The sequence below is a fragment of the Reyranella soli genome (assembly GCF_007992495.1).
GTDB lineage: Bacteria > Pseudomonadota > Alphaproteobacteria > Reyranellales > Reyranellaceae > Reyranella > Reyranella soli.
The window spans coordinates 15300-35614 of the sequence record NZ_BKAJ01000143.1; the positions used below are offsets into that span (position 1 = coordinate 15300).

At 62.3% G+C, this 20315-nt stretch carries 19 protein-coding genes; 8 read left to right on the forward strand and 11 right to left on the reverse strand.

Annotated features, from left to right (window positions below; all coding sequences use genetic code 11):
* Window positions 1–80: 80 nt before the first annotated feature.
* Window positions 81–260 carry a hypothetical protein gene (locus RSO01_RS47790; RefSeq protein WP_170303595.1) on the reverse strand — a complete coding sequence of 60 codons (180 nt, stop codon included), beginning with the start codon at window positions 258–260 and terminating at the stop codon, window positions 81–83.
* A 393-nt stretch (window positions 261–653) separates the two neighbouring features.
* On the opposite strand from RSO01_RS47790, the gene glgX reads away from it, so the two are divergent.
* The 5 genes from glgX (at window position 654) to RSO01_RS35110 (ending at window position 7492) form a co-directional block, all read left to right on the forward strand.
* Entirely contained in the window at window positions 654–2885 is a 2232-nt protein-coding gene (gene glgX / locus RSO01_RS35090; RefSeq protein WP_246159029.1) for a glycogen debranching protein GlgX, read from the forward strand.
* 85 nt (window positions 2886–2970) lie between these two features.
* On the forward strand, window positions 2971–3804 hold the full coding sequence (locus RSO01_RS35095; RefSeq protein ID WP_147155261.1) for a TorF family putative porin: 834 nt from the start codon (window positions 2971–2973) through the stop codon (window positions 3802–3804).
* Window positions 3805–4164: 360 nt separating this feature from the next.
* Window positions 4165–4377 (forward strand): hypothetical protein, encoded by a 213-nt coding sequence (locus tag RSO01_RS35100; RefSeq protein WP_147155262.1) that lies wholly within the window; start codon window positions 4165–4167, stop codon window positions 4375–4377.
* Between the two features lie 465 nt (window positions 4378–4842).
* A complete protein-coding gene (locus RSO01_RS35105; RefSeq protein ID WP_147155263.1) occupies window positions 4843–6606 on the forward strand; it encodes a DNA polymerase/3'-5' exonuclease PolX in 1764 nt (587 codons plus the stop codon).
* A complete protein-coding gene (locus RSO01_RS35110) occupies window positions 6599–7492 on the forward strand; it encodes a DUF72 domain-containing protein (protein WP_147155264.1) in 894 nt (297 codons plus the stop codon). The genes RSO01_RS35105 and RSO01_RS35110 overlap by 8 nt, the downstream gene beginning before the upstream one ends.
* A gap of 64 nt (window positions 7493–7556) precedes the next feature.
* Here RSO01_RS35110 and RSO01_RS35115 read toward each other — a convergent pair whose 3' ends face one another.
* The 3 genes from RSO01_RS35115 to RSO01_RS35125 form a co-directional block, all read right to left on the reverse strand.
* Window positions 7557–8516, reverse strand: a complete 960-nt coding sequence (locus RSO01_RS35115) for a PhnA-like protein (RefSeq protein WP_147155265.1) — start codon at window positions 8514–8516, stop codon at window positions 7557–7559.
* 672 nt (window positions 8517–9188) lie between these two features.
* Window positions 9189–9542: a DUF4142 domain-containing protein gene (locus RSO01_RS35120; protein WP_147155266.1), complete on the reverse strand. Its 354-nt coding sequence runs from the start codon at window positions 9540–9542 to the stop codon at window positions 9189–9191.
* Between the two features lie 127 nt (window positions 9543–9669).
* A complete protein-coding gene (locus RSO01_RS35125) occupies window positions 9670–10452 on the reverse strand; it encodes an esterase/lipase family protein (protein ID WP_147155267.1) in 783 nt (260 codons plus the stop codon).
* A gap of 437 nt (window positions 10453–10889) precedes the next feature.
* Here RSO01_RS35125 and RSO01_RS35130 point away from each other — a divergent pair, with 437 nt between their 5' ends.
* The 3 genes from RSO01_RS35130 (at window position 10890) to RSO01_RS35140 (ending at window position 12982) form a co-directional block, all read left to right on the forward strand.
* Window positions 10890–11177: a SemiSWEET family sugar transporter gene (locus tag RSO01_RS35130; RefSeq protein ID WP_147155268.1), complete on the forward strand. Its 288-nt coding sequence runs from the start codon at window positions 10890–10892 to the stop codon at window positions 11175–11177.
* A 206-nt stretch (window positions 11178–11383) separates the two neighbouring features.
* Window positions 11384–11872 carry a pyridoxamine 5'-phosphate oxidase family protein gene (locus RSO01_RS35135; protein WP_147155269.1) on the forward strand — a complete coding sequence of 163 codons (489 nt, stop codon included), beginning with the start codon at window positions 11384–11386 and terminating at the stop codon, window positions 11870–11872.
* 126 nt (window positions 11873–11998) lie between these two features.
* Window positions 11999–12982: an SDR family oxidoreductase gene (locus RSO01_RS35140; protein ID WP_147155270.1), complete on the forward strand. Its 984-nt coding sequence runs from the start codon at window positions 11999–12001 to the stop codon at window positions 12980–12982.
* An 8-nt stretch (window positions 12983–12990) separates the two neighbouring features.
* Here RSO01_RS35140 and RSO01_RS35145 read toward each other — a convergent pair whose 3' ends face one another.
* The 7 genes from RSO01_RS35145 to RSO01_RS35175 all read right to left on the reverse strand — a co-directional run bounded on the left by RSO01_RS35145 (window position 12991) and on the right by RSO01_RS35175 (window position 20022).
* Window positions 12991–13860, reverse strand: a complete 870-nt coding sequence (locus RSO01_RS35145; protein WP_147155271.1) for an SDR family NAD(P)-dependent oxidoreductase — start codon at window positions 13858–13860, stop codon at window positions 12991–12993.
* A 266-nt stretch (window positions 13861–14126) separates the two neighbouring features.
* Window positions 14127–14804 carry a phasin family protein gene (locus tag RSO01_RS35150; RefSeq protein ID WP_147155272.1) on the reverse strand — a complete coding sequence of 226 codons (678 nt, stop codon included), beginning with the start codon at window positions 14802–14804 and terminating at the stop codon, window positions 14127–14129.
* A gap of 400 nt (window positions 14805–15204) precedes the next feature.
* Window positions 15205–16080 carry a YihY/virulence factor BrkB family protein gene (locus RSO01_RS35155; protein WP_246159032.1) on the reverse strand — a complete coding sequence of 292 codons (876 nt, stop codon included), beginning with the start codon at window positions 16078–16080 and terminating at the stop codon, window positions 15205–15207.
* Between the two features lie 426 nt (window positions 16081–16506).
* Window positions 16507–16773, reverse strand: coding sequence for a hypothetical protein (locus RSO01_RS35160; RefSeq protein WP_170303596.1), 267 nt, complete (start codon window positions 16771–16773; stop codon window positions 16507–16509).
* A gap of 351 nt (window positions 16774–17124) precedes the next feature.
* Window positions 17125–18132: an ROK family protein gene (locus RSO01_RS35165; protein ID WP_246159033.1), complete on the reverse strand. Its 1008-nt coding sequence runs from the start codon at window positions 18130–18132 to the stop codon at window positions 17125–17127.
* A 353-nt stretch (window positions 18133–18485) separates the two neighbouring features.
* On the reverse strand, window positions 18486–19346 hold the full coding sequence (locus RSO01_RS35170; RefSeq protein WP_147155275.1) for an ATP-binding protein: 861 nt from the start codon (window positions 19344–19346) through the stop codon (window positions 18486–18488).
* A gap of 94 nt (window positions 19347–19440) precedes the next feature.
* Entirely contained in the window at window positions 19441–20022 is a 582-nt protein-coding gene (locus RSO01_RS35175) for a PAS domain S-box protein (protein ID WP_147155276.1), read from the reverse strand.
* Between the last annotated feature and the right edge of the window lie 293 nt (window positions 20023–20315).

The window sequence follows — 20315 nt, forward strand, 5'->3', positions numbered from 1 at the left end:
GGGAGATCCCCGAGGCCGACCATCGATCGCCGCCGTGGTCACTGCCAGCCGGGTGCGGTTCACCTCCCCGCGTGCGGCGGCTACTTCTCCGCATCTTCTCCTTTGACGGCGCGTTTGGCGAAGTCCTCGTACATCCTCGCAGCCCGGCCGATGCCATCTTTGGCGGCCTGGTCGCGGACGAGGTAGGCCAATGTCCGGGCTTCCCTGGCCCGGTCCTGCCAATACTGCGGGGTCCGCAACCCGTCGCCTTTGTCCGCCATATCAAGTCGACGCCGCATGTCCCGGTCAGGTTGCTGACTATTTCCGCTTTTGCGGAGGATTTGGGGCTGGGTGTGTTTGCTACCATGTCGTTAACTCCGGCACTTCGCCGGGACCGCCGGGCACGCGCGGCAACGACGGCGACGGGTTGGGGTCTGTAGTGCCGATATGAACAGGTTGTGGCCGCCCGCTGCCGTTAGTACGACGACGCCGTTGGTGGGTTCAGCGGGGATTCGCCACTTACCGTCGGCGGCTCGCTGGCTATGAGGCTAAATCTCCGGACCGGAAATGCTGGCGCCGCCGGGCTGGTGCGCAGACACGGACGCTGCTCCATCTCGGCGGAGCCGAAAGCGCACTCCAGGCGTTCTCCAGGCTCACTCAACGAAGGAAAACCTGTGTCCCCATCGTCAGTTCGTCGGTCGCGCCTGTCGGAAGGCCTCCCCTATCCTCTAGGCGCCACCTGGGACGGGCTCGGCGTCAACTTTGCCCTGTTCTCGGCCAACGCCACCAAGGTCGAGCTCTGCCTGTTCGAGGAGGGCGGGCAGCGCGAGATCGAGCGCATTACGCTGCCAGAATATACAGACGAGGTCTGGCACGGTTATCTGCCCGATGCCCGGCCGGGTACGGTTTACGGCTATCGCGTGCACGGTCCCTACGAGCCTTTGGCCGGCCACCGCTTCAATCCCAGCAAGCTCCTGATCGATCCCTACGCCAAGCAGATGATCGGCCATATCGAGTGGAACCCGGCGCTGTTCGGCTATCAGGTAGAGACCGGTGATGACACGACCTTCGACGAACGCGACAGCGCGCCTTACACGATGAAGGCCGGCGTGATCGACACGGCATTCACCTGGAGCAATGGGCGGCGCCACATCCCCTGGGAGAACACCATCGTCTACGAGGCGCATGTGCGCGGCCTGACCAAGCGCCATCCGACATTGCCCGAGCCCCTCCGCGGCACCTATGCCGGGCTGGCGAGCGCGGAGATCACCGGTTACCTGGGCTCGCTCGGCGTCAGCACGGTCGAGCTGCTGCCGGTCCATACCTTCGTCGACGACAGCCACCTGCTCGACAAAGGGCTGAAGAACTACTGGGGCTACAACACGATCGGCTTCTTCGCGCCCGCCCGGCGCTACGCGGCCAACCCTGACTTTGCTTTCGCCGAGTTCAAGGAGATGGTGGCGCATCTGCACGATGCCGGGCTCGAGCTCATCCTCGACGTCGTCTACAACCACACCGCCGAGGGCAACGAGCTAGGTCCCACCCTGTGCTTCAAAGGCATCGACAATGCCTCTTACTACAGGCTGGCACCCGACCCGCGCCACTACATCAACGACACCGGCACCGGCAACACCGTGAACCTCAGCAACAGCCGTGTGCTGCAACTGGTGATGGACAGCCTGCGCTACTGGGCCAATGACATGCGGGTCGATGGCTTCCGCTTCGACCTCGCTACCATCCTGGCGCGCGAGCCGCACGGCTTCCACGAGGACGGCCGTTTCCTCGACGCCTGCCGCCAGGATCCGGTGCTCAGCCAGGTCAAGCTGATCGCCGAGCCGTGGGACATCGGTCCCGGCGGCTACCAAGTCGGCCGTTTCTCACCCGGCTGGGCGGAATGGAACGACCGCTATCGCGACACGGTGCGGGCCTACTGGCGCGGCGATGAGGGCAAGCTGCCCGATCTGGCGGCGCGGCTCACCGCCTCGGCCGACCTGTTCGCTAAGCGCGGCCGCAAGCCCTGGGCTTCGATCAACTTCGTGGCGGCGCACGACGGCTTCACGCTAAACGATCTCGTCTCCTACGACGACAAGCACAACGACGCGAACGGCGAAGAAAACCGCGACGGCCACAGCCACAACCTTTCGTCCAACTACGGCGTCGAAGGACCGACCGACGATCCCGAGATCTGCGCCACGCGTTCCGTGCAAATGCGCAACATGTTGGCCACCCTGTTGCTGTCGCGCGGGACACCGATGCTGCTGGGCGGCGACGAGTTTGCGAGGACCCAGGGCGGCAACAACAACGCCTACTGCCAGGACAACGAGATCACTTGGTTCGACTGGGAAGGGATCGGACCCGAAGGTCGCGCCCAGGCCGAGTTCGTGCGCAAGCTTCTGATGATCCGCCGCGCGCTGCCCATGCTGCGGCGCGGGCGCTTCCTCACCGGGGCTTACGACGAGGAAATCGGCGTCAAGGATGTGGCCTGGCTGACGCCGGCCGGCAACGAGATGACGCCGGAGAACTGGGAGGACACGAACGGCCGCTGCCTCGGCGTCCTGCTTGATGGGCGCGCCCAAGAGACCGGAATCCGGCGCGTGGGCGACGATTCCACGCTGCTGATCGTGCTCAATGCCCACAACGAGGTGGTGCCGTTCAAGCTGCCTCCGGCAATGGGCGGCAATCGCTGGATCCGGCTGATCGACACCAGCGAGCCGGAGGGGGGCGAGCCGCTGGCGCTGCGCGATTTCGGCCAGGTTTGCGAGGTATCCGGTCGTTCTCTGCTGCTGTTCGTGCTGCAGCCCGAGCGCACCCCTCAGCGCGCGACGGCGGCCGAGCGCTCGTTCCAGCGGGTCGTGCAGGCGGTCGAGGAGGCAACCCTGAAGGCGGTGAAGTTCGGATTCGATTGACAGGACTTGACGCACAGGTCCGCCGTCCTCGCTGGCGGACGAGAAGGCAAGGCCTTCAGATCGTGTGCAGGCAACAACCCTCGGGATGGCCCGTTTTGCCACCGAGGGTCTGTGCGTGTACCGCTTCCATCCTGTACGGTCACTGGGCGCCGCCGCCTTTGGATGGCTGGCCGCCGTGACCCCAACGTCCGCTGCGGACGTTGACCTTTGGCCGGCTCCTTTCGGAGGAAGTTTCAACGCGGCCTTTACGGCTACGACCGACTATTCGTATGCCGGCATCTCGAATACCCAGCTCGGCCCCGCCTTTCAGGTCAATATCGACTACAGGACGCCGGACCTGATCAATGCCTTTCCGCTGTGGCTTTTCGCAAGCGGCTTCGGCACGAACATGAGTTTTCCCGCGACCGGCCCGGGCGTCGAGATCGACATCGGGGGCGGGGTAAAACTGAAGGCTTTTCACGACAAGCTGAGCGCGGATATCGGCTACGTGCGCTACACCTACCCTGGCGTACCCGCCACCTTCTCCTACGACTATGGCGAAATCGTCGCGAATGCCGGCTACGATTTCGAGATCTTCGAGCTGAAGCTACGGCTTCGCCAGAGTCCCAATTCGTTCGGCAATTCCGGCGCGAGCTGGAACAAGCGCGCCTTGGTCTCCGTGCCGCTGACCTTTCTGAAGGTATCTGACCACCTCGCCTTCAAGGCGTATGGCTCGGTCGGCAACGTCTGGGTGGATCGATTCCTCCAGTACGGCCTTCCCAGTCAGGACTACTGGTACTGGCAGATCGGTCTGGTCACCTCCGCCTTGGGCTTCGATTGGACCGTCGCTTACACCGACACCAGCATTGACCCGGCGGGCTGTGGCAACACCGCCTATTGTTCGGGACGCCTGTTTACCAGCATCTCGAAAAGGTTCTGATCGAGCGTGGAGGCGGAAGCGAGCGCATCAAGCGGAAGGGCAGTGCCAACGAGGGTTACAGTGCCTTGGACACTGGCCAGTCGCGTGTGTGGCCGCCGTGCCCGCCGGCAGCTCTTCTTTGCGACGGCGGTGACGATCGGGCGGTTCGCCCGTTGGGGCGGGGTGCCCTTCCTCCTGGACTACAACAATGCGAGCCGCCGGCCCTCGGAGACGGGCGAACGGGTCATCCAACCTCGGAGGGGGCCGCCGGTATCGGCGGCCGTTTTTGTTCTGAGCAGTCGCACCGCAACTCCCGATCGCAAGCGGCGTTGCACAGGCACGCCCGCTCGCTTCCCGTCTGGTTTTTTGAGGAGCGCTTTCATGGCCATGGGTCGGAACAGTATTATGGTCGGCAAGTCCTACCGCACGCCGGACGACGAGATTCGCACCGTGCAGAGCATCGACAACGGCGAAGTGGTCTACCAGGCAGCTTCGGGCGCAACGCCGGCGATGATCGAGCATGCCGTTGACCAGAAACTTTCCCTCGAGGACTTCGCTGCCGAGGTGGACGGCGAAGTTGCGCCCGGCGTCTAGTGAGGGGCTGGAGAGGGCCCCTTGAGCTGTCCAGCGGACCATGTGCAGGCCCTGGAGGCGGCGTGTCACCGTCTTTTGAAGAATCCCCACGACGAGGGCTCGCGTGCTTCCCTCCTGAAAGCGCTGGCGACTTACAAGACGGTACCTATGGGCTGCTTTCCTGTAGCGGTGCAGCACCTGGTCGCTGCTTCTCGCGACCAAGCTGACGCCCTATGCGTTCGAATACCGGAGACCGAAGCAGCCCCCGGTGATGCGATCGACCGAGAGGTGAAGAAAGTGTGTGACACTTATCTCCCTCGGAGAGGCACTATGGATGAGCCGCGACCGTCCGGCATCGCCTGAAGAATCGCGGCCTTGAGCTGTTGCTCAACCACTGGCGACCCCTTCGATGCGACTGATAGCTCTTCGGATGGCCTTCTCCCGCCCCCGGAACCGCCTCCAGGTCCGGCAGTTGTCCTTTCAGGCATGGCCAAGCTCGATACCCCAGCCGTTGCGATACTCCTTCGGGAGATCGCCCACAGGATGGAGCTGGCGGGCGGCAACCCCTATCGCGCCCGGGCCTACGGCCGCGCGGCCGAGAACTTGGCGTTGAGCCCGCTGCCGCTGCATCAGCTGGTGGCGGAAGGCCGTCTCACCGAGATCCCCGGCATTGGCGAAGCCCTCGCCGGCGTCATCACCCAGCTCCACGAGACCGGCGAGCATCCGCGTCTCCAGGCCATGCGCGAGGAGGTGCCGGCCGGCGTGCTGGACATGCTGCGCGTTCCCGGCCTACGCCGCGAGCGCGTGCAGAAGCTCTACAAGGAATTGGGACTCAAATCCGTCGCCGACCTGGAGGATGCGGCCCGTAGCGGGCGTCTCGCGGCGACGAAGGGCTTCGGCGCGGCGTTCCAGGCCAAGGTGCTCCAAGGCCTGGCGATCCTGACCGGGCCGCAGGGTCGCCATCTCCATCGGGCAGCCGCTGCCTTGCGCTTCGCCGCCGATGCGATTGCCCGCGAGCATCCCAAGTGGGTCGATATCACGCCGGCGGGCGATTTCCGCCGGGGCTGCGAACTCGTGGGTGCCCTCTCACTGGTGGCCGCTGATCCGCAGCTTAACGGCGACGACAAGACGATCGAGCACGGCGACGAGCTCGTCGTTCACGTCACCACACCCGCGCGCTTTGGCATCGCGTTGCTGCTCGCGACCGGCTCCGACGCGCACGTCGACGCCCTGCGGGCGCTGGCCCGCCGCAAGGGTCTTGGCCTCGACAGGGACGGTGTCACCCGCAAAGGGCGCGTCCTGGCCCAGCGGACGGAACAGGAGGTCTATGCAGCGCTTGGCCTGCCATACATCGCGCCAGAGCTGCGCGAGACGGGCAAGGAGGTGCAACTGGCGCTGAAGGGAAAGCTCCCCGAGCTGGTGACACAGGACGACCTCCGGGGCGTGCTGCACGCGCATACGACGGAGTCCGATGGCTCGGACAGCCTGGAGGACATGGCAGAAGCGACACGCAAGAGAGGGTACGCCTACCTCGGCCTGACCGACCATTCTCAGTCAGCGCACTACGCCGGCGGGCTCAAGGAAGAGGAGGTCGCCAAGCAACAGCGGGCGGTCGACCGCCTGAACAAGCGCTACGGCAGCGGCTTCCATGTCTTCAAGGGAATCGAATCGGACATTCTCGGCGACGGGTCGCTCGACTACCCGGACGCGGTGCTGGCCAGTTTCGACCTGGTCATCGCGAGCATCCATAGCAAGTTTCGCCTCAGCCGCAAGGAGCAGACCGACAGGCTCGTCAAGGCCATCGAGAACCCGCACACGACCATCCTGGGACATGTAACGGGACGGCAGCTGATGAGGCGGCCAGGCTACGAGGTCGACATGGAGCGCGTGCTGCGCGCCTGCGCCGAGCATGGCGTGGCGATCGAGATCAACGCGCACCCGTGGCGCCTCGACATGGACTGGCGGTGGTGCGAGCGCGCGCTGGCGCTTGGCTGCCTGTTCAGCATCAATCCCGATGCGCATTCGACGGAGGAAATCGACAATATCCAGTGGGGCGTACTGACGGCTCGAAAAGGCGCAGTGCCGAAGGAGCGGGTGCTGAATGCCCAAAGCCTCTCCGAGTTTCGGGAGCACCTTCAGCGACGAAAGGAACGACTGCGAGCCGCGACGAGCCGCTTATCCGGGAAGTCCAGGTGCGGTACAGACCCGCTAGAAGGCGCCGTTTCGCCCCCTGCGCGGAAGCATGCCTGAACGAGTTCCTCTCACGAAAGAAGAGCGCAGACTTCGGCGCGAGGCACGTCGGGAAAAGCAACGCCAGGCCAATATTGGCCGCGCCCGGAAAATGCATCTGGCGCGCGTCGAGAACGAGAGGAGCGGAAAATCGAAGGCGCTACCGATCCAGGATGAAAAAGCCCAGCTGCACGTCGGCTGCTCAGGCTGGTTTTACTGGCACTGGCGCGGCGCGTTCTATCCTGCAGACCTCCCAACAAGGAGTTGGTTCAGGCACTATGCGGGCCGCTTTAAAACGGTTGAACTGAATGCGCCGTTCTATTCCTGGCCGACGGTTGCCACCGTCGAGTCCTGGATACGGCAGGCGGGAAGACACCGGTTCGTCTACACCGTGAAGGTGTGCGAGCTGATCACGCACATCAAGCGACTTGCCGGTACAAGGACATTGGTGAGGGACTTCGGACTGATAGCCGATCTGCTGGGTCCCCACATGGGATGTTTTCTGTTTCAACTACCGCCGAGTTTTCACTACACACCGGCACGCCTGAAACGGATTCTGGGCCAACTCGATCATCAGCGGCGCAACGTCATCGAATTCAGGCACAAGAGCTGGTGGAACTACACGGTCTACAACGCTTTCCGGAAGACCGGCACCATCTTTTGCTCTTGCAGCGGACCCAGGCTTCCCGATGAACTGATCAAGACAGCCGATGACATCTACATCCGCTTTCATGGGGTCAAAAAGTGGTATCGGCACAACTATACAATTGGAGAGCTGGACGTCTGGGCAAAGCGCATCGCTGAGAGCGAGGCAAAAACCGTTTGGGCCTACTTCAACAACGATAGGGATGGCTATGCCATAAAGAATGCACGCGCCTTGTCCCGGCTCATCGGTCACCCTGACTGACGCCGCACGTCCCGTCGCCTATGCAAGCGACGGGCGAATTAAGTTCAGCGAGCGCAAAAATACTTTACCGAAGTGATGCAGTTCGGGTGGCGGTTATTGTCGGATCGACAGCCCCCATGCGCCCACCGAACCAGCCGGCGACGGCGCCGAGCATGAGAGCAAGCGCTGCGAAAAGCGCCCCGCGGGTGACCGCCTTGGTGGCGACCGCAGCCGCTTCAGTAGCCTCGCGCTTGGCCTTCTCTACAGTGTCCCGATACTGCTTCTCGTACTGTGCAACCTGGGTGCGGGCCTGTTCGACCGGAATGTCATTTGCCTTGGCCAAAGCCTCGGCGGCACGATCGCGGGCGGCAGCCGCCTGCTGCTGGTCACCAGTTACCGCTGCCTTCATCGCGGCTACAGCGCCGTCACGCAGCGCGGCAGGATCGTTCCCGCCCGCGGCTCCGCGCATCGACCGCTCAACAGCCGCGAACGGGTCTGCGCCGGAGGCGATCGATGGCGCGGCAGTCTGGGCCGCCGTCTGGATCGCGCCGCCTGCAGCCGAGGCAACGCCGCCGGCCGCATTTGCAAGACCACGATATGCGCCACCGACCAGGCCGCCAATCGTGGACGTCAACAGATAGAAGATGACGAGCGTGGTAAGAGCCCAAGTCGTGAGGCCATGCCAGCCTGCAGTCGATTCTTTTGGCTTGCCCGAGAGTCGGCCTGCCGCAAAACCGCCGGCCAGCGCGGCAACGATCCCAGAAACCAGCAACCATATGCCGGCACCGATTGAAAATCCGCGGACGGAGGGATTCTCTGCGGCTCCCGCACCAGGATCGAGAGTCGACGCGCCAATGCCGATCCCGATCATATTGAGGATGAGATGGGCCACCAGCGCGACGACGACGCCGGCAAGGACGGCGCCCCAGGATATCTGGTTGATTATGACTGTCCTCGCATCCTCCGCGGGCGTAACGGGACTGACGTGAGGGGCGTCGAGGTAGCCGCGTTGGCGTGGTGTATCGCCGATTGTAGCTTCTGCCATGTGTCTACTCCTGGGTGGGGCGTCGCCCCCGTAGTAAAGGTCGAGGCGCGCAAATCTCGGTTGATCCCATTCTCGCCAACACCTTCGCGGATTCGGAAGTGGCAGCGTTGTCGTGCCAGAGCGGATCAGCCAACGCGAGTCGCGTAACGGCCAAGACGCTGCAGGTGAGCAACGTCGCGCTTTGAATAAGGATGTCGCGCATTGAAGAGAAATCGACGTTCAGTATTGAACACGCTCTTCAACAACACGAGTGGCGTCTCTGGCAACCCCTACGCTTGACGTAGCGTTGGCGATAAGAATTCGCGCCCTTCGGCCGATATCGCCCAGAGGGGACGGCGGTTGGCCCCATTCGGCGCCACTAGCGGGGATTGGCCTGCGAACTGCGATCAGGAGTGATGGATGGCACACGTTCTCGATGACGTTCAGCCAAAGAGCAGCGGAGATTCTAAGGAAGAGGAACGGCTAAATCCCGGCAGCGAGCCCAACCGAACGACGCAGCCACAGCCACCCCGCCGGCGCCAGCGCAACAATGCGGCGCTTAGCGGCAGCCAGAACGAAGATCTCAAAGGCCTAAACCGGACCGTGGCCCGCGCGGCGGTAGCACATAAGCGTGTCTGGGAACGATGGTCTCGCTCTTCGGGCCAGGAGAAATCGATGGCAAACGACCCGAGGTCAGAGCAGCGTTCGACGGAGCATCGCCCCGGCGATCCAAGGGCCACCAAGCCCCGGGACGCCCGGCGCATCTGCAGCCAGGACCGCCTCCTTGAACCTGACGGGCGCGGCTGAGTGATCGTCTAGCATGCGCTGGGCAAAGGCCTTCACTGCTTCCGCCTGGCTGCGATCAATAGCGAGCTTGCTGCTTTCTATCTCGAACATGTAGCCGAATGCCGCCGGGGCCACGAACGTCGCCGTCGGTGCGACCGGCGCGCTCGCCTGCTTGGCGGCCGGATCAGCCGCCATAGTAAGGGACGAGGTAAGGGCTGGCGTGGCGATGGCGAGAGAGACAAAGTTGGCGAAGCGGAGCATGCGGACCTCCTGGTTGCCAGGGCAATATGCGCCGCTCCCGTCGGGTTCCGAGGCTTGTTCGTCGTGTTCCACCCGGGAGTGAATGGACAGGCAAAGCTGGGGGCAGGGACGCCGACCAGAATCTGTCTTAGGCACGCCGCCAGTCTGGAAACACTAGCGCACGCCAGCCACTGCGATCGAATTTCGTCCAAGCGCCCTCCGGCTGTGCGAGGCGGTCGGCGATCGCATAGACGGCCGCCGGATGATGGCCGAGACCGCAGTGACTGCCATCGATCTCAACGTTTTCAATGAGCGGCCCTTCGGCGTTGAGGCACGCCTGCCAGGCGCAAATGCCGTCGGTACGACTGAAGATCGATGTCGTCGGCATCGCCGGAGCCTCGGCCAGTGAGCCGACAAGTCCGGCCGGCACGCTCTCATCGTCGACCGTGGTGCCGCTCGCCCACTCGTAGGCTCGCCAGGCATTTGTCGAACGCGCCGAGCCCGCGAACGGACTTCCAAGGCTAATAACGCAGCGCACCTTGTCGGGCGCAAGCTTGGCCAGCTCACGGGCATAGAGCCCGCCCAGGCTCCAGCCGACCAAGCTGATTCTGCGCCGTCCGTGGCGCTCAAACAGTTCGTCCAAGCGTGCCCGCATCTCGCTCTCCAAACTGCCCCGGAGACCGTAGTTACGTCCCTGCTTCCAGCCGTGGGCCCGGTAGCCGTGCGCGTTCAGGAAGCCGCGCAAGGCGCGGGTGCTGGCGTCGTCGGCCAGAAGTCCGGGTAGCACCAGAACGGCATGTCCGTCGCCACGCGCGGTGAGCGAGAGCCAGGGTCGCAATAGCCAGAAGGCGCCGAGTTCTGGCAGGGCGCGGCCTTCCATTAGCATGAGGGATGTTGAGGGCGGGGGAAGTATCGCGGCGCTGCTCTCCATTTTTCGTTATTCCTTTCTCGGGAGTGGGGGTGTCGACAGGGCGTGAGGGCATGCACGCAACGCGCCGCCCCTCGCGGGGATGCCAAAAGGCTCGCGGAACCGCCTGAGGCAGCTTGATTCCGCACTAGCCCTTGGTGGTTCGCCTCGCCCCTAGAGACACGACCTGTGCTTCGGTCGTTTGGGTGGCCGATCTAAACGGAGGTGGTCGGTGGCGCGTCGAAAGCAGAGGTCCTTGACCAGCTGGGGCGACGAGCAGGATTCTTCTCTGAGGCGCCGGCCAGGAGAAGTTCCAGCCTGCTAAGAACACCCGGCCGTGTCTCCATCGCTGATCCCACTGCAGAACCAGGCCGCATCACGCTTCTGCATACGCAGTGTCGTCAGCGGACTGAATCGTCCTAACAGGCAACGAGCCGTTCCCTCGCGTCGTTCGATGGTCCATGGAATACGACGCGATCATCGGTGTAGGAGCGGCGACGCTGACCACGCTGTCGAACTGGCCGCAGCTGAAAAAGTGCTGGCAGACCGGAAAGGCCGAAGATCTTTCTTTGCGAGCCTTCGTCATACTCGCCGTTGGCGTGGCTCTTTGGCTTGTCTATGGGGCCTTGAAGTCTGATTGGATCATCATGGCCGCGAATGCTGTCTCTCTTGCTCTACTGTGCGGCATTCTTTTCTTTAAGATTCGCGGAACAACCAAGCGATCCGCTGAAGATGGCGCGGTTTCTTGAGCGGTCGGTGATCATGTCCAACCATGACGGCAAGAGGGCCTAGGCCGGAGCAGACTGGCTTGCGAGTACGTCTGCGGCCACGGTTTGGATCAGAACTCAGGATCATGTCGTCCATGCAAGTGAGCGCAAGATCTTGGTCTGTCGGCGCGCAACCGCGCGTCGGTGGTGCCGTTGCCCGACATCCAAACTTCTTCATGGAGTGACCGATGCCGACGCCGCGCGAGTTTGAAGACAAGTTCTGGTCCGCCCTCAAATCGGACAGGACGATGATGCTGGGTCTTGACGGTGTCGAGGATGGCCACGCCCGTCCCATGACTGCCCAGGTCGACGGTGAGAAAGGGCCCATCTGGTTCTTCACCGCACGGGACCACGCCCTCGTGCAGAAGCTCGAGCTGGGCGACCGCGCGATCGCCACCTTTGCCTCCAAGGGTCATGACCTCTTCGCTACATTGCATGGCGCCGTGTCGCTCGACAATGATCGCGCCGTGATCGACAGGCTGTGGAATCGGTTCGTTGCCGCTTGGTACGAGGGCGGCAAGGAAGATCCCAAGCTGGCGTTGCTGCGCTTCGATGCGGAACGGGCGGAGATCTGGCTGGACGCATCAAGTCTCGTGGCTGGTATCAAAATGCTGTTCGGCGCCGATCCCAAGGAGGACTTCAAGGACAAGGTCGCGGAGGTGACCCTTCGAAGTTAGTGCTCGCCGGCCCGGGCCAGCATGTGTGCAGGCTCGCAAGTCGCTTCTCGTTGGAATTGAACCGCTGGTTCATGCGGCCGCTTCGACTTTGACTGAGCGCCCCTGGCCAATTTGGACAAACTGCAAATGACGAGGCTCTCCCCATTGGGCAAGGCGACAGCACGCGTTGTTGTCATCACCGGCGGATCGTCCGGCATCGGTCGATGTACTGCCATTCTATTTGCGCAACGGGGGTGGCGGATCGGGCTGATTGCGAGAGGTGATCAAGGTCTTGCGGCGTGCCGTCGTGACGTCGAGGCTGCCGGTGCCTGCGCGGCTACGGCCCAAGCAGACGTAGCCGACAGCAAGTCGCTTGCCCAAGCGGCGAACGCCATCGTGGCGGTGCTGGGCCCCATCGATGCTTGGATCAATTGCGCCGGCAACGGTGTGTATGGCCGCTTGGAAGATGTGTCCGAGCAAGAGTTTCGACGGGTGACCGACGTGACCTACCACGGCACGGTCAATGGCACGCGGGTGGCGCTCTCCCATATGCGCAAGCGAGGGCGAGGAGGTATTGTGAATGTCTGTTCTGCTATCGCATTTCACGGTTTGCCTCTGATGTCGTCTTACGCCGGCGCGAAGGCGGCCGTGCGCTCTTTCGGACAAGCGATCCGCGGCGAACTGAGGTTGGAACGCAGCGCTGTTCGGATCAGCACCGTTTTTCCGCCAGCCGTGAACACACCCTTTTTCAGCCATGCCCTCAGCCATATGGGTTGGCCCGCCCGACCGGCGCGCCCGGTCTATCAGCCGGAGGTGGTTGCGCTGGGGATATGGCAAGCGATGGCCAGCGGGCGGGCGGAAATAACCATCACTGGTACGGTGGTGACCTTCTCACTGGCGACGAGGCTCGCACCGGGCCTGATGGGCTGGTGTGTAGCGCAAATGGGGTTCGAGCGACAGTTGACTCGCGACTCCGGGGCTTGCGCTCTCCAGGAGATGACTTTGTTCGAACCCTCGCAGCGCGTATTTACCGTGCACGGGCCTTTCGGGCGACGGGCAAGAGGCTGGAGCGTACAGCTATGGCTAGATAGGGGCCTGAATGCGGTCGCAAATTTGCTGAGAAGGAGATAGGCGAGGCGCTACGTCAAACGCTCTGTCGCCTGCCAGACTCGCTCCAAAAGGCCCGGATCCAAAGCTTGACGGTTTGGCGCAGTGGCCCGACGATTTTTGAGATAAATGCCGGTGACCGAACCGAGTTCAGGCGCCAACGCGGCATGCAGTGCCGTGTCTGCTCCCTGTTCTTCCGTCAGCGCTGTCAGCGCCAAACCTCGCCAGACGAGACCGATCAGTCCGCCGGTTCGCACCAAACCAGTGGCCACGAGCCCAGGGTGCACAACGTTGGCGACGACGCCCGTTCCCCTCAGGCGATTGGCCAACCTGAACGTCGTCATCATCAGGGCAAGCTTCGATTGGCTGTAGGCGCGCCTCATTGCCCAGCGGCGACCGAGCACAAGGGCGTCGGGATCGATCTGCGCGCGGTCGGAGGTCGATGAGCCGATATTTATAATCCGCGATGGCGCCCCCGCTACCAACAAGGGGAGTAGCACTTGGGTCAGCACAAAGGGGCAAAGAAGATTCGTCGCAAGAACGCGGTCATGGCCCTCCTCGGTCGCAATTGGGCGGGGTTCGAAGACGCCGGCGTTGTTGATCAACACCGAAATGCGCGAGTAGCGGTCGGCGATACGCCTGCCGGCATTTCGCGTTTCGGATAGCAGCGAGAGATCGGCTATCAGAAGTTCGGTCCTTGCCTGCGGCACTTGCTGATCGATCCAGGTCTGAGTCGCTATCCCGCGTGCTCGGTCCCGCCCTATCACGACCACATGATGCCCGGCGCGCGCCATTCCAAGCGCTATCCAGCGACCGATCCCGCTGGTCGCGCCGGTAACGATGGCGATGGGCCGTTCCTTTGAAATGGGGGGCGACCCCACTAAAGCAGGTTGAGGCGTCATGCCATTTCCACTTAGCGTTTTGCGCGGCGCTCGCTGTATGGCACGAGCGTTCGATTGAACATTGTGACCTAGCGGGCAATCAGGCAGAAGCTCGAATGGGCTAACCGAGTCCAGACGGGCGAGCGCGCGCCCGACGCGGGAGCGTCGGTCAACGTCGCCGCTAACTCACTGCCACCACGGGAGCCGGGCGACACGACTTAATGATAGCACTTGTGCAGCGCATCGCAGACAGTAAGGATCAGGCCTGCAAGTTCACTCGACGCAGCCTATTTACGCGAAGTCCGGCGTCGGGCAACCTTGGCAGCACGAGCGGTCTCTTTCGAGGTAGCTTTAGATCCCGATGCTAACGTCTTCGATGACTTAGTGGCGCGTGCTGCCCTCGGCGCAGACTTGGAGGTGCCGGTTGCGGTCGATGGGACCGCGGCCACAACATTTTCGATGAGCGCGGCTTCTTCGACTAAAGCGACGGGCTCGGCTGAAATCGAGGGCTCTGCGCTAGTCGCAATCGTTCCGCGCCCGGCAAACAGCGTCCTGATCTCATCTAACATCTCGGTGACCCGGGCGCTCAAAATGTCCACTGCAGAGACATTCGTTTTGACCGCGATGCCTGACAACTCCACGAAATGGGCAAGGCTCGAAGCGTAAATACGGCCGGCGCCATCGACCTGCTTCGTGGCTCTCTCTTCGACCGATGCCCCATTCAGGAGGTCTCTGGTCACATTAGCGTAGTTGTCGACAGTAGTCTGAATCAGGTCGCGCTCACGTTCCGCGAACGTCTTAAGGCCGTCGAATACGGCTCGGTTGGCTTGGGTCAACGCGGCCGCATTCTTCCGATGTACTTCGAGCAGCGCCTCGATGTTGAACATCGGAAACCTAGGAATAGACCACAATTTGGTCAGCTCAGTGTCGGCGAACGGCCAAACGACAGCTTGGAGCGAGTTCATGGAGACCTCTCTAGGGTTGAGGAAAGTGTGCCAACATCTGAAGCAAGGAGCGGCGTTGCAAGGGCTCCACCGCAGCGAAGGACGGTCGTGTAGAAGAGCGAGGGTGTTAGCGACCGATTGGGTCCGTTGTTCGCCCGTACGCAGGCCCAGGCATTGTGGCTGGCATGCTATAACTTGGCGACGATTGGGAGGTTCCCCAATGGCCGCGGCCGCTTTGCCGCATCCTGCGCCAAAACATCAGACGAAAACCGGCCTAAAGGTCGGCGAGGGGGCGACGCGGCGTTGCCTCGGCTGAGGCAACAAACACGCTGATAAAGGAGAGTTCGATTCCACCCCGCTGGGGCACTTAATGGGAACTTTGCATTCCGCCAGTTCCCTACGGCGCGCTGCATCCTCGAATTCAAGCAGTTGGACCATGAGACCGGTGGCTGCCGTAAACGGAAGCCCACGCGCGGGTAAACTCCGCACCCAATAGGAAGATTTGCGACGAGTAAAAGATCCAGAGCAGCAAGACAATCAGCGCGCCGGCGGCGCCGAAGCTAGAGGCAATGTTGCTGCGGCCGACATAGAGCGTGATGAGGTACTTCCCGCCGGCAAAAAGAAGCGTGGCAACGACCGCACCGATAGCGACATCACGCCAGGCGATGCTCGTGTCGGGCAGAACCTTGTACATGGCGGCGAACAAGGCCCCAAGCAGGGCGATCGACAGCAAAAAATCGACAACGGCCAGGACTGCCTCCATCGACGGAAACATGCCTTGCATAAAGGTCGACAGCGCACCGAGGGCGGCGCTTACGGCGAGGGAAAGCATCAACACGAAGCCAAAGGCGATGATCAATCCGAGACTTATCAGCCGTCCCCGCACCAAACGCGACATTGTCGACTGCTCGGGTGTGACCTTCCAAACCGCATTCAGCGCAGACTGGACTTCGCCGAATACGCCACTGATCGCAAGCAGGATAGCGCCAAGCCCCACCACTGTCGCTACCGTCCCGCTAAGACGGTCCGAAGCGCTGCGGATCATAGCCTCTAACGCCTCAGCCGTCTGTTGGCCCATTAGGCCGCTCAGTTGACCGACGATGGCGCCCTGCGCGGCATCTTGCCCGAAGGCGAGGCCAGCAACCGCGATGACCACCAACAGCGTCGGCGCCACAGAGAAAAGGGTAAAATAGGCAATGGAGGCGCCCCGGCTCCAATCGTCGTCTTCGATGAAACCTTCTCCCGTAAGGCGCAACAGCAGCCACGCCTTCCCGAGGGCCGTGCGCAGTCTAGGCAACGGCGGTTGAGGCGAGTGCGGTGTGTCCGGGCACATGCGAAGTCAATCACGGTTAAGTATGACGGTTCCCACCCACGCTAACCGGTTAAAGGGCCGCTACATTAACGCAGGTCTCGTCCGGCGTTGCCGCTCACGCCGAGCGCTCACCTTTGGGGTTCTAGTAAGACTTTTCCATGTGGAGGCGACCAGCAACATCGTCCGGCGCACGTCCCAGTTCTTGATAGTTTCGGCTTCAGACCGCGCTTCCAGCTTCTGGTTCGTAAAATTCCGCACGCTTGACGCGTTCCTCAGCCATCGTCCTAACTCGGCTCGGTTCAACAACGCGGTAATCGGGCAAACGTTCACCCGTGCGGCGTTGTCCGCTGGGCAGTAGCGGACAGCAGCGCCGCGGCGCCCTGGTGCTTGTCCAGCCTGCCGGCTGCGCATTCACCGCTTCGGATTGGTCAGGTTCTCGAATTCCTTGAGATGGGTCGGTGCCCAACGATGGTCGCGCGTCCGCTCGATCCAGCGATCAAGCCATGGCCAGCGCCGACGGGCGGCCTTGACCCACCGGCGGCCGCTCTCAAACTCGGTCGCCAGCAGATAGAGGGCGATCACGAAGAATATCCAACCCTGCAGGATCGGCACCAGCCCGCCAACCACTGTCATGATCAGGCAGGCGACGATAGCGACGGCCATTAGCGGCTTTCGCATGGAGAGAAGGCCTTTCGATTTGCTTCGGTCGCTCCGAGCGGAGCGCTGACCCCGAGCCTCGAAGGAACTCCGTGTTGTTGAGACTCAGGGTCACCAACCACTCAGACGCGCTCCGGAGAGGCCGGCAAATAGGCAATGGCAGATGAGCAGGGGAAGTTACAGTGAGGAGTCGAAATGCCGGACAGTCACTCCAGTCTTTGCCAAAGTCGCCACTGCAGGGAAGGATGCGCCGTCTTTGATCGCTGACATCCTCAACCGGTGATCCCCTTTGGAGCGCCGAAGGCCAGGCCAAAGCATCGTCGGCCGGCGACCAGTTTGGCGTTCCAGGCGGGGCGCTTCCACGCAGGGCTCCTAGTCCGTCCGGTTGGTGAAGCGGGCCTTGCCGAGGCCTGTGCCGATAGTCATAACGCCCCAGTGGCCGACGTCTTTCATGTTGGGAACCTCGCTCAGGCCCTGTACGACGGCATCGTTGTGGATCTGGATGAAGACGTCGTGACCGCCGATCCGCGGCAGGCGCTTGCCCAGAGCGAGAGCCAGGTTGAGACCGTCGCCTTCCCAATTGCCGGGCAGGTTCTGGCCGCCCTTCAGGATCGTGCCGCGTTCGTCGATCAGGCCGGGGCAGCCGATGCCCATGAACGGGGCAAGTTTTACCTTCTCGCCCTCGGCGCGCTCGATCAGTTTGACCAGCATGTCGGCGATGCGGTCGATCGCCTCCTCGCGTTCCGGCTTGTCGTCAAAGTGCCGCCAGTGTTGGCGTTTCCAGACGTCCGCCTCGGCAACACTGCCGCGCTTGTCGGCATTTAGCTCGACGATGCCGACGCGCACGTTGGTGCCGCCAATGTCGGCGGCGAGGATGGCGTCGTGGCCGGCCAAGATCCAGGAGGGGGCGAGCTGCACGCTGCCGATCAGGCCGGCTTCATCGGGATGATTCTGGATAGCGGCCAGTTCCACGGCGACGCCGGCGCCGGTCAGAAGGAGCGAGGCACGGCCCATGGCCAGCTCGCCGATTCGGCTGGCGATCAGTCCGCCGCCCAGCACGATGCGCTCGGTATCTTTCCAGCTTGCCAGCCTCTTGAAGCGACGCACCACCGTCGCCAACTCAGCGGTGAATTCCTCGACCACCGTATGGATGAGGGCGGCAGACTTCGGATCGTCGCTCGCCATCATCTTGTCGAGCTTCGCCTTAGAGACATCCTCCATCGGCGTGTCGCCTAACGGATCCTCATCATGCTCCTTCAGGCGTTCGCGCCAATCGGCCAATATCGCCCGGAAGGCACGGCGGCTGGCCCGATCACCGACGAAGCCGTCGTCGTCGCGTAGTTCCTCGTTATAGGTGTCGACGGTGACCGCAGGAAGCACCCGGCTCCCGTGCGCTAGGGGGGTATGCGGCAGGGTATCTGCGTCGACTTCGTTCGCATTTCTCAAGACCAGCTCCCTTACTTGGCGTTCGCCTGATGCCTCGGCACGTCGGCACCATGCTTTTGGAGATCAGCCCGCGAGGATTACGAGCAACGGGCGAGCAAGCAGCCTCGCCGCTCAGGTCAAACGGTGTGCAGGTTCGATCGTTGCGGCGAGGCGACGCTTGAAGCTTGGGTCCGGATGAAGAGCCGCCTCTGTATCTGCGGCAAAGGAAGATGGCCGCAAGCTCGCAATGCGCGGCCGCTTTTCCGGCTCCATCGCGCTGTGTTCCAGAGTTCTGTGTCGAGGCCTGCTCAACTATCCTGCGATGTACGCAACAGCGCGGCCACGCTTGATGCCAATTGTGCTTGCCGGAATGGCTTGGCGAGCTGAAGTAGACCGGACTTCTGGGCGTTCTCGTCGACGAGGCCAGACATGAGGAGAACCGGTATTCCCCTCCGCTTGCCACGGACTGCGTCCGCCAGATCGAGCCCCGTCAATCCTGACATCAGATTGTCGGTCATCACGCCATCTATGAGCGGGTCGCGATCAAAGCGATTCAAGGCTTCTTCCGCTGATTCTGCCTCAACCACCTCGTAGCCAAGATCAATCAGCATTGCCGCCGTGCTCGACCTCACCAGGGCTTCATCGTCCACCAGAAGGATGCGGCCGAGCGCAGGGGCCTCCGCTTTCGAAGCGACTTCGGACGCGGCAACCACAGGTGTTTCCGAGCTGACCGGGAACATCAGGGTCGCGACAGTCCCTTGTCCGGGGCTGCTCGACAGAACCAGCGCGCCACCGAGCTGGGATGCCAGGCCGTCCACCGTGGAGAGTCCCAACCCGGTTCCCTTCCCGGCAGTCTTGGTCGAGAAGAAGGGTTCGGTCGCCTGAGCCATGGTCGCTTCGTCCATTCCCGAGCCCGTATCTGCGAAGGAAAGACTGATGTAACGGCCTGGCGGCAGTTTCGACGGATGACCGCCAGGATGTACGGTCTCACAAAGTGCAGATACTTTGAGCACGCCGCCCTTAGTCATCGCATCCCGAGCGTTCACGCTGAGGTTCAAGATTGCCATTTCCACTTGCTGCGGATCGATCTTCGCCGGGGGCATGTTGGGCTGCACGTCGAATACGAGCTGAATCTGCGGTCCCAGGCTCGTGCTAATGAGGTCACTCATTTCCCGTATAAGCGTCGCGATGTCGACCGGTCGGGAGTGCAAGGGCTGCCGCCGCGCAAAGGCGAGCAGGCGCTGTACAAGCGTTTTTGCCCGCTCAGCCGACTGCAGCGCTCGATCGATGAGCTGAAGCTCTCCCCCGTCTCCCGAGCGACGGCGATTGAGCAGATCGAGGCTGCCGGATGATAGGGGTAAGGAGATTGTTGAAGTCGTGCGCGACGCCGCCCATGAGCTGGCCCATCGCCTTCAGTTTCTGCCCCTGGCGCAATTCGTCGAGCAGCACCACGCGCTCCTGCTCGGCGCGCTTTTGTGTAGTCAGGTCTTGAAAGCAATTGACGGCGCCTATCTGGATTCCGCTGTCATCCAGCACAGGGGCAATATTGACGAGAACCGTGACGCGCGAGCCGTCTTGTCGCTCAATGATGACTTCTTGATCGTGAGCGGGTTTGCCGGTCCGCAGGACCCACTCCATAGGTGTTTCGTTGTGGGGTAGGCGGGTTCCGTCCGGGTTGAATAGCTTGTGAGCCCCGCAAAATCGCTCATCCGAGTCGCCGATACGCGGAGTACGTCCCCAAAGTTCGCTGGCCCGATGGTTGAAGGCGACAATGACGGCGTTGGAATCGCAGACGTAGACCGCTGCTGGAAGTGCTTCGATCAGGCTCTTGGAAAACCAGTCCATGGCACAACCCCTCGACTTGCGAGCGGGAGCGCAACATCGGCTCTCTCTGCCGCTGGTGCTCGATAAGGGCTGAAGCCAGCGATGCGACGAGACTAGCGACTTTCATGGTTGGTGCTGTTCGCTATTGCACACCCTCGTGGATTTCGTTTGCTTTCCCCGGCGAAGTCCTCAAGTGAGGACAATACCCTACGCGCTGGTCCCGAGCGTCGGAGGGGGTCAGGATAACCTACTCGCGAATGATCACGTTTAGCAGCGAGGAATGCACCTTAAGGTGGCCGTTGTATTCGACCAAG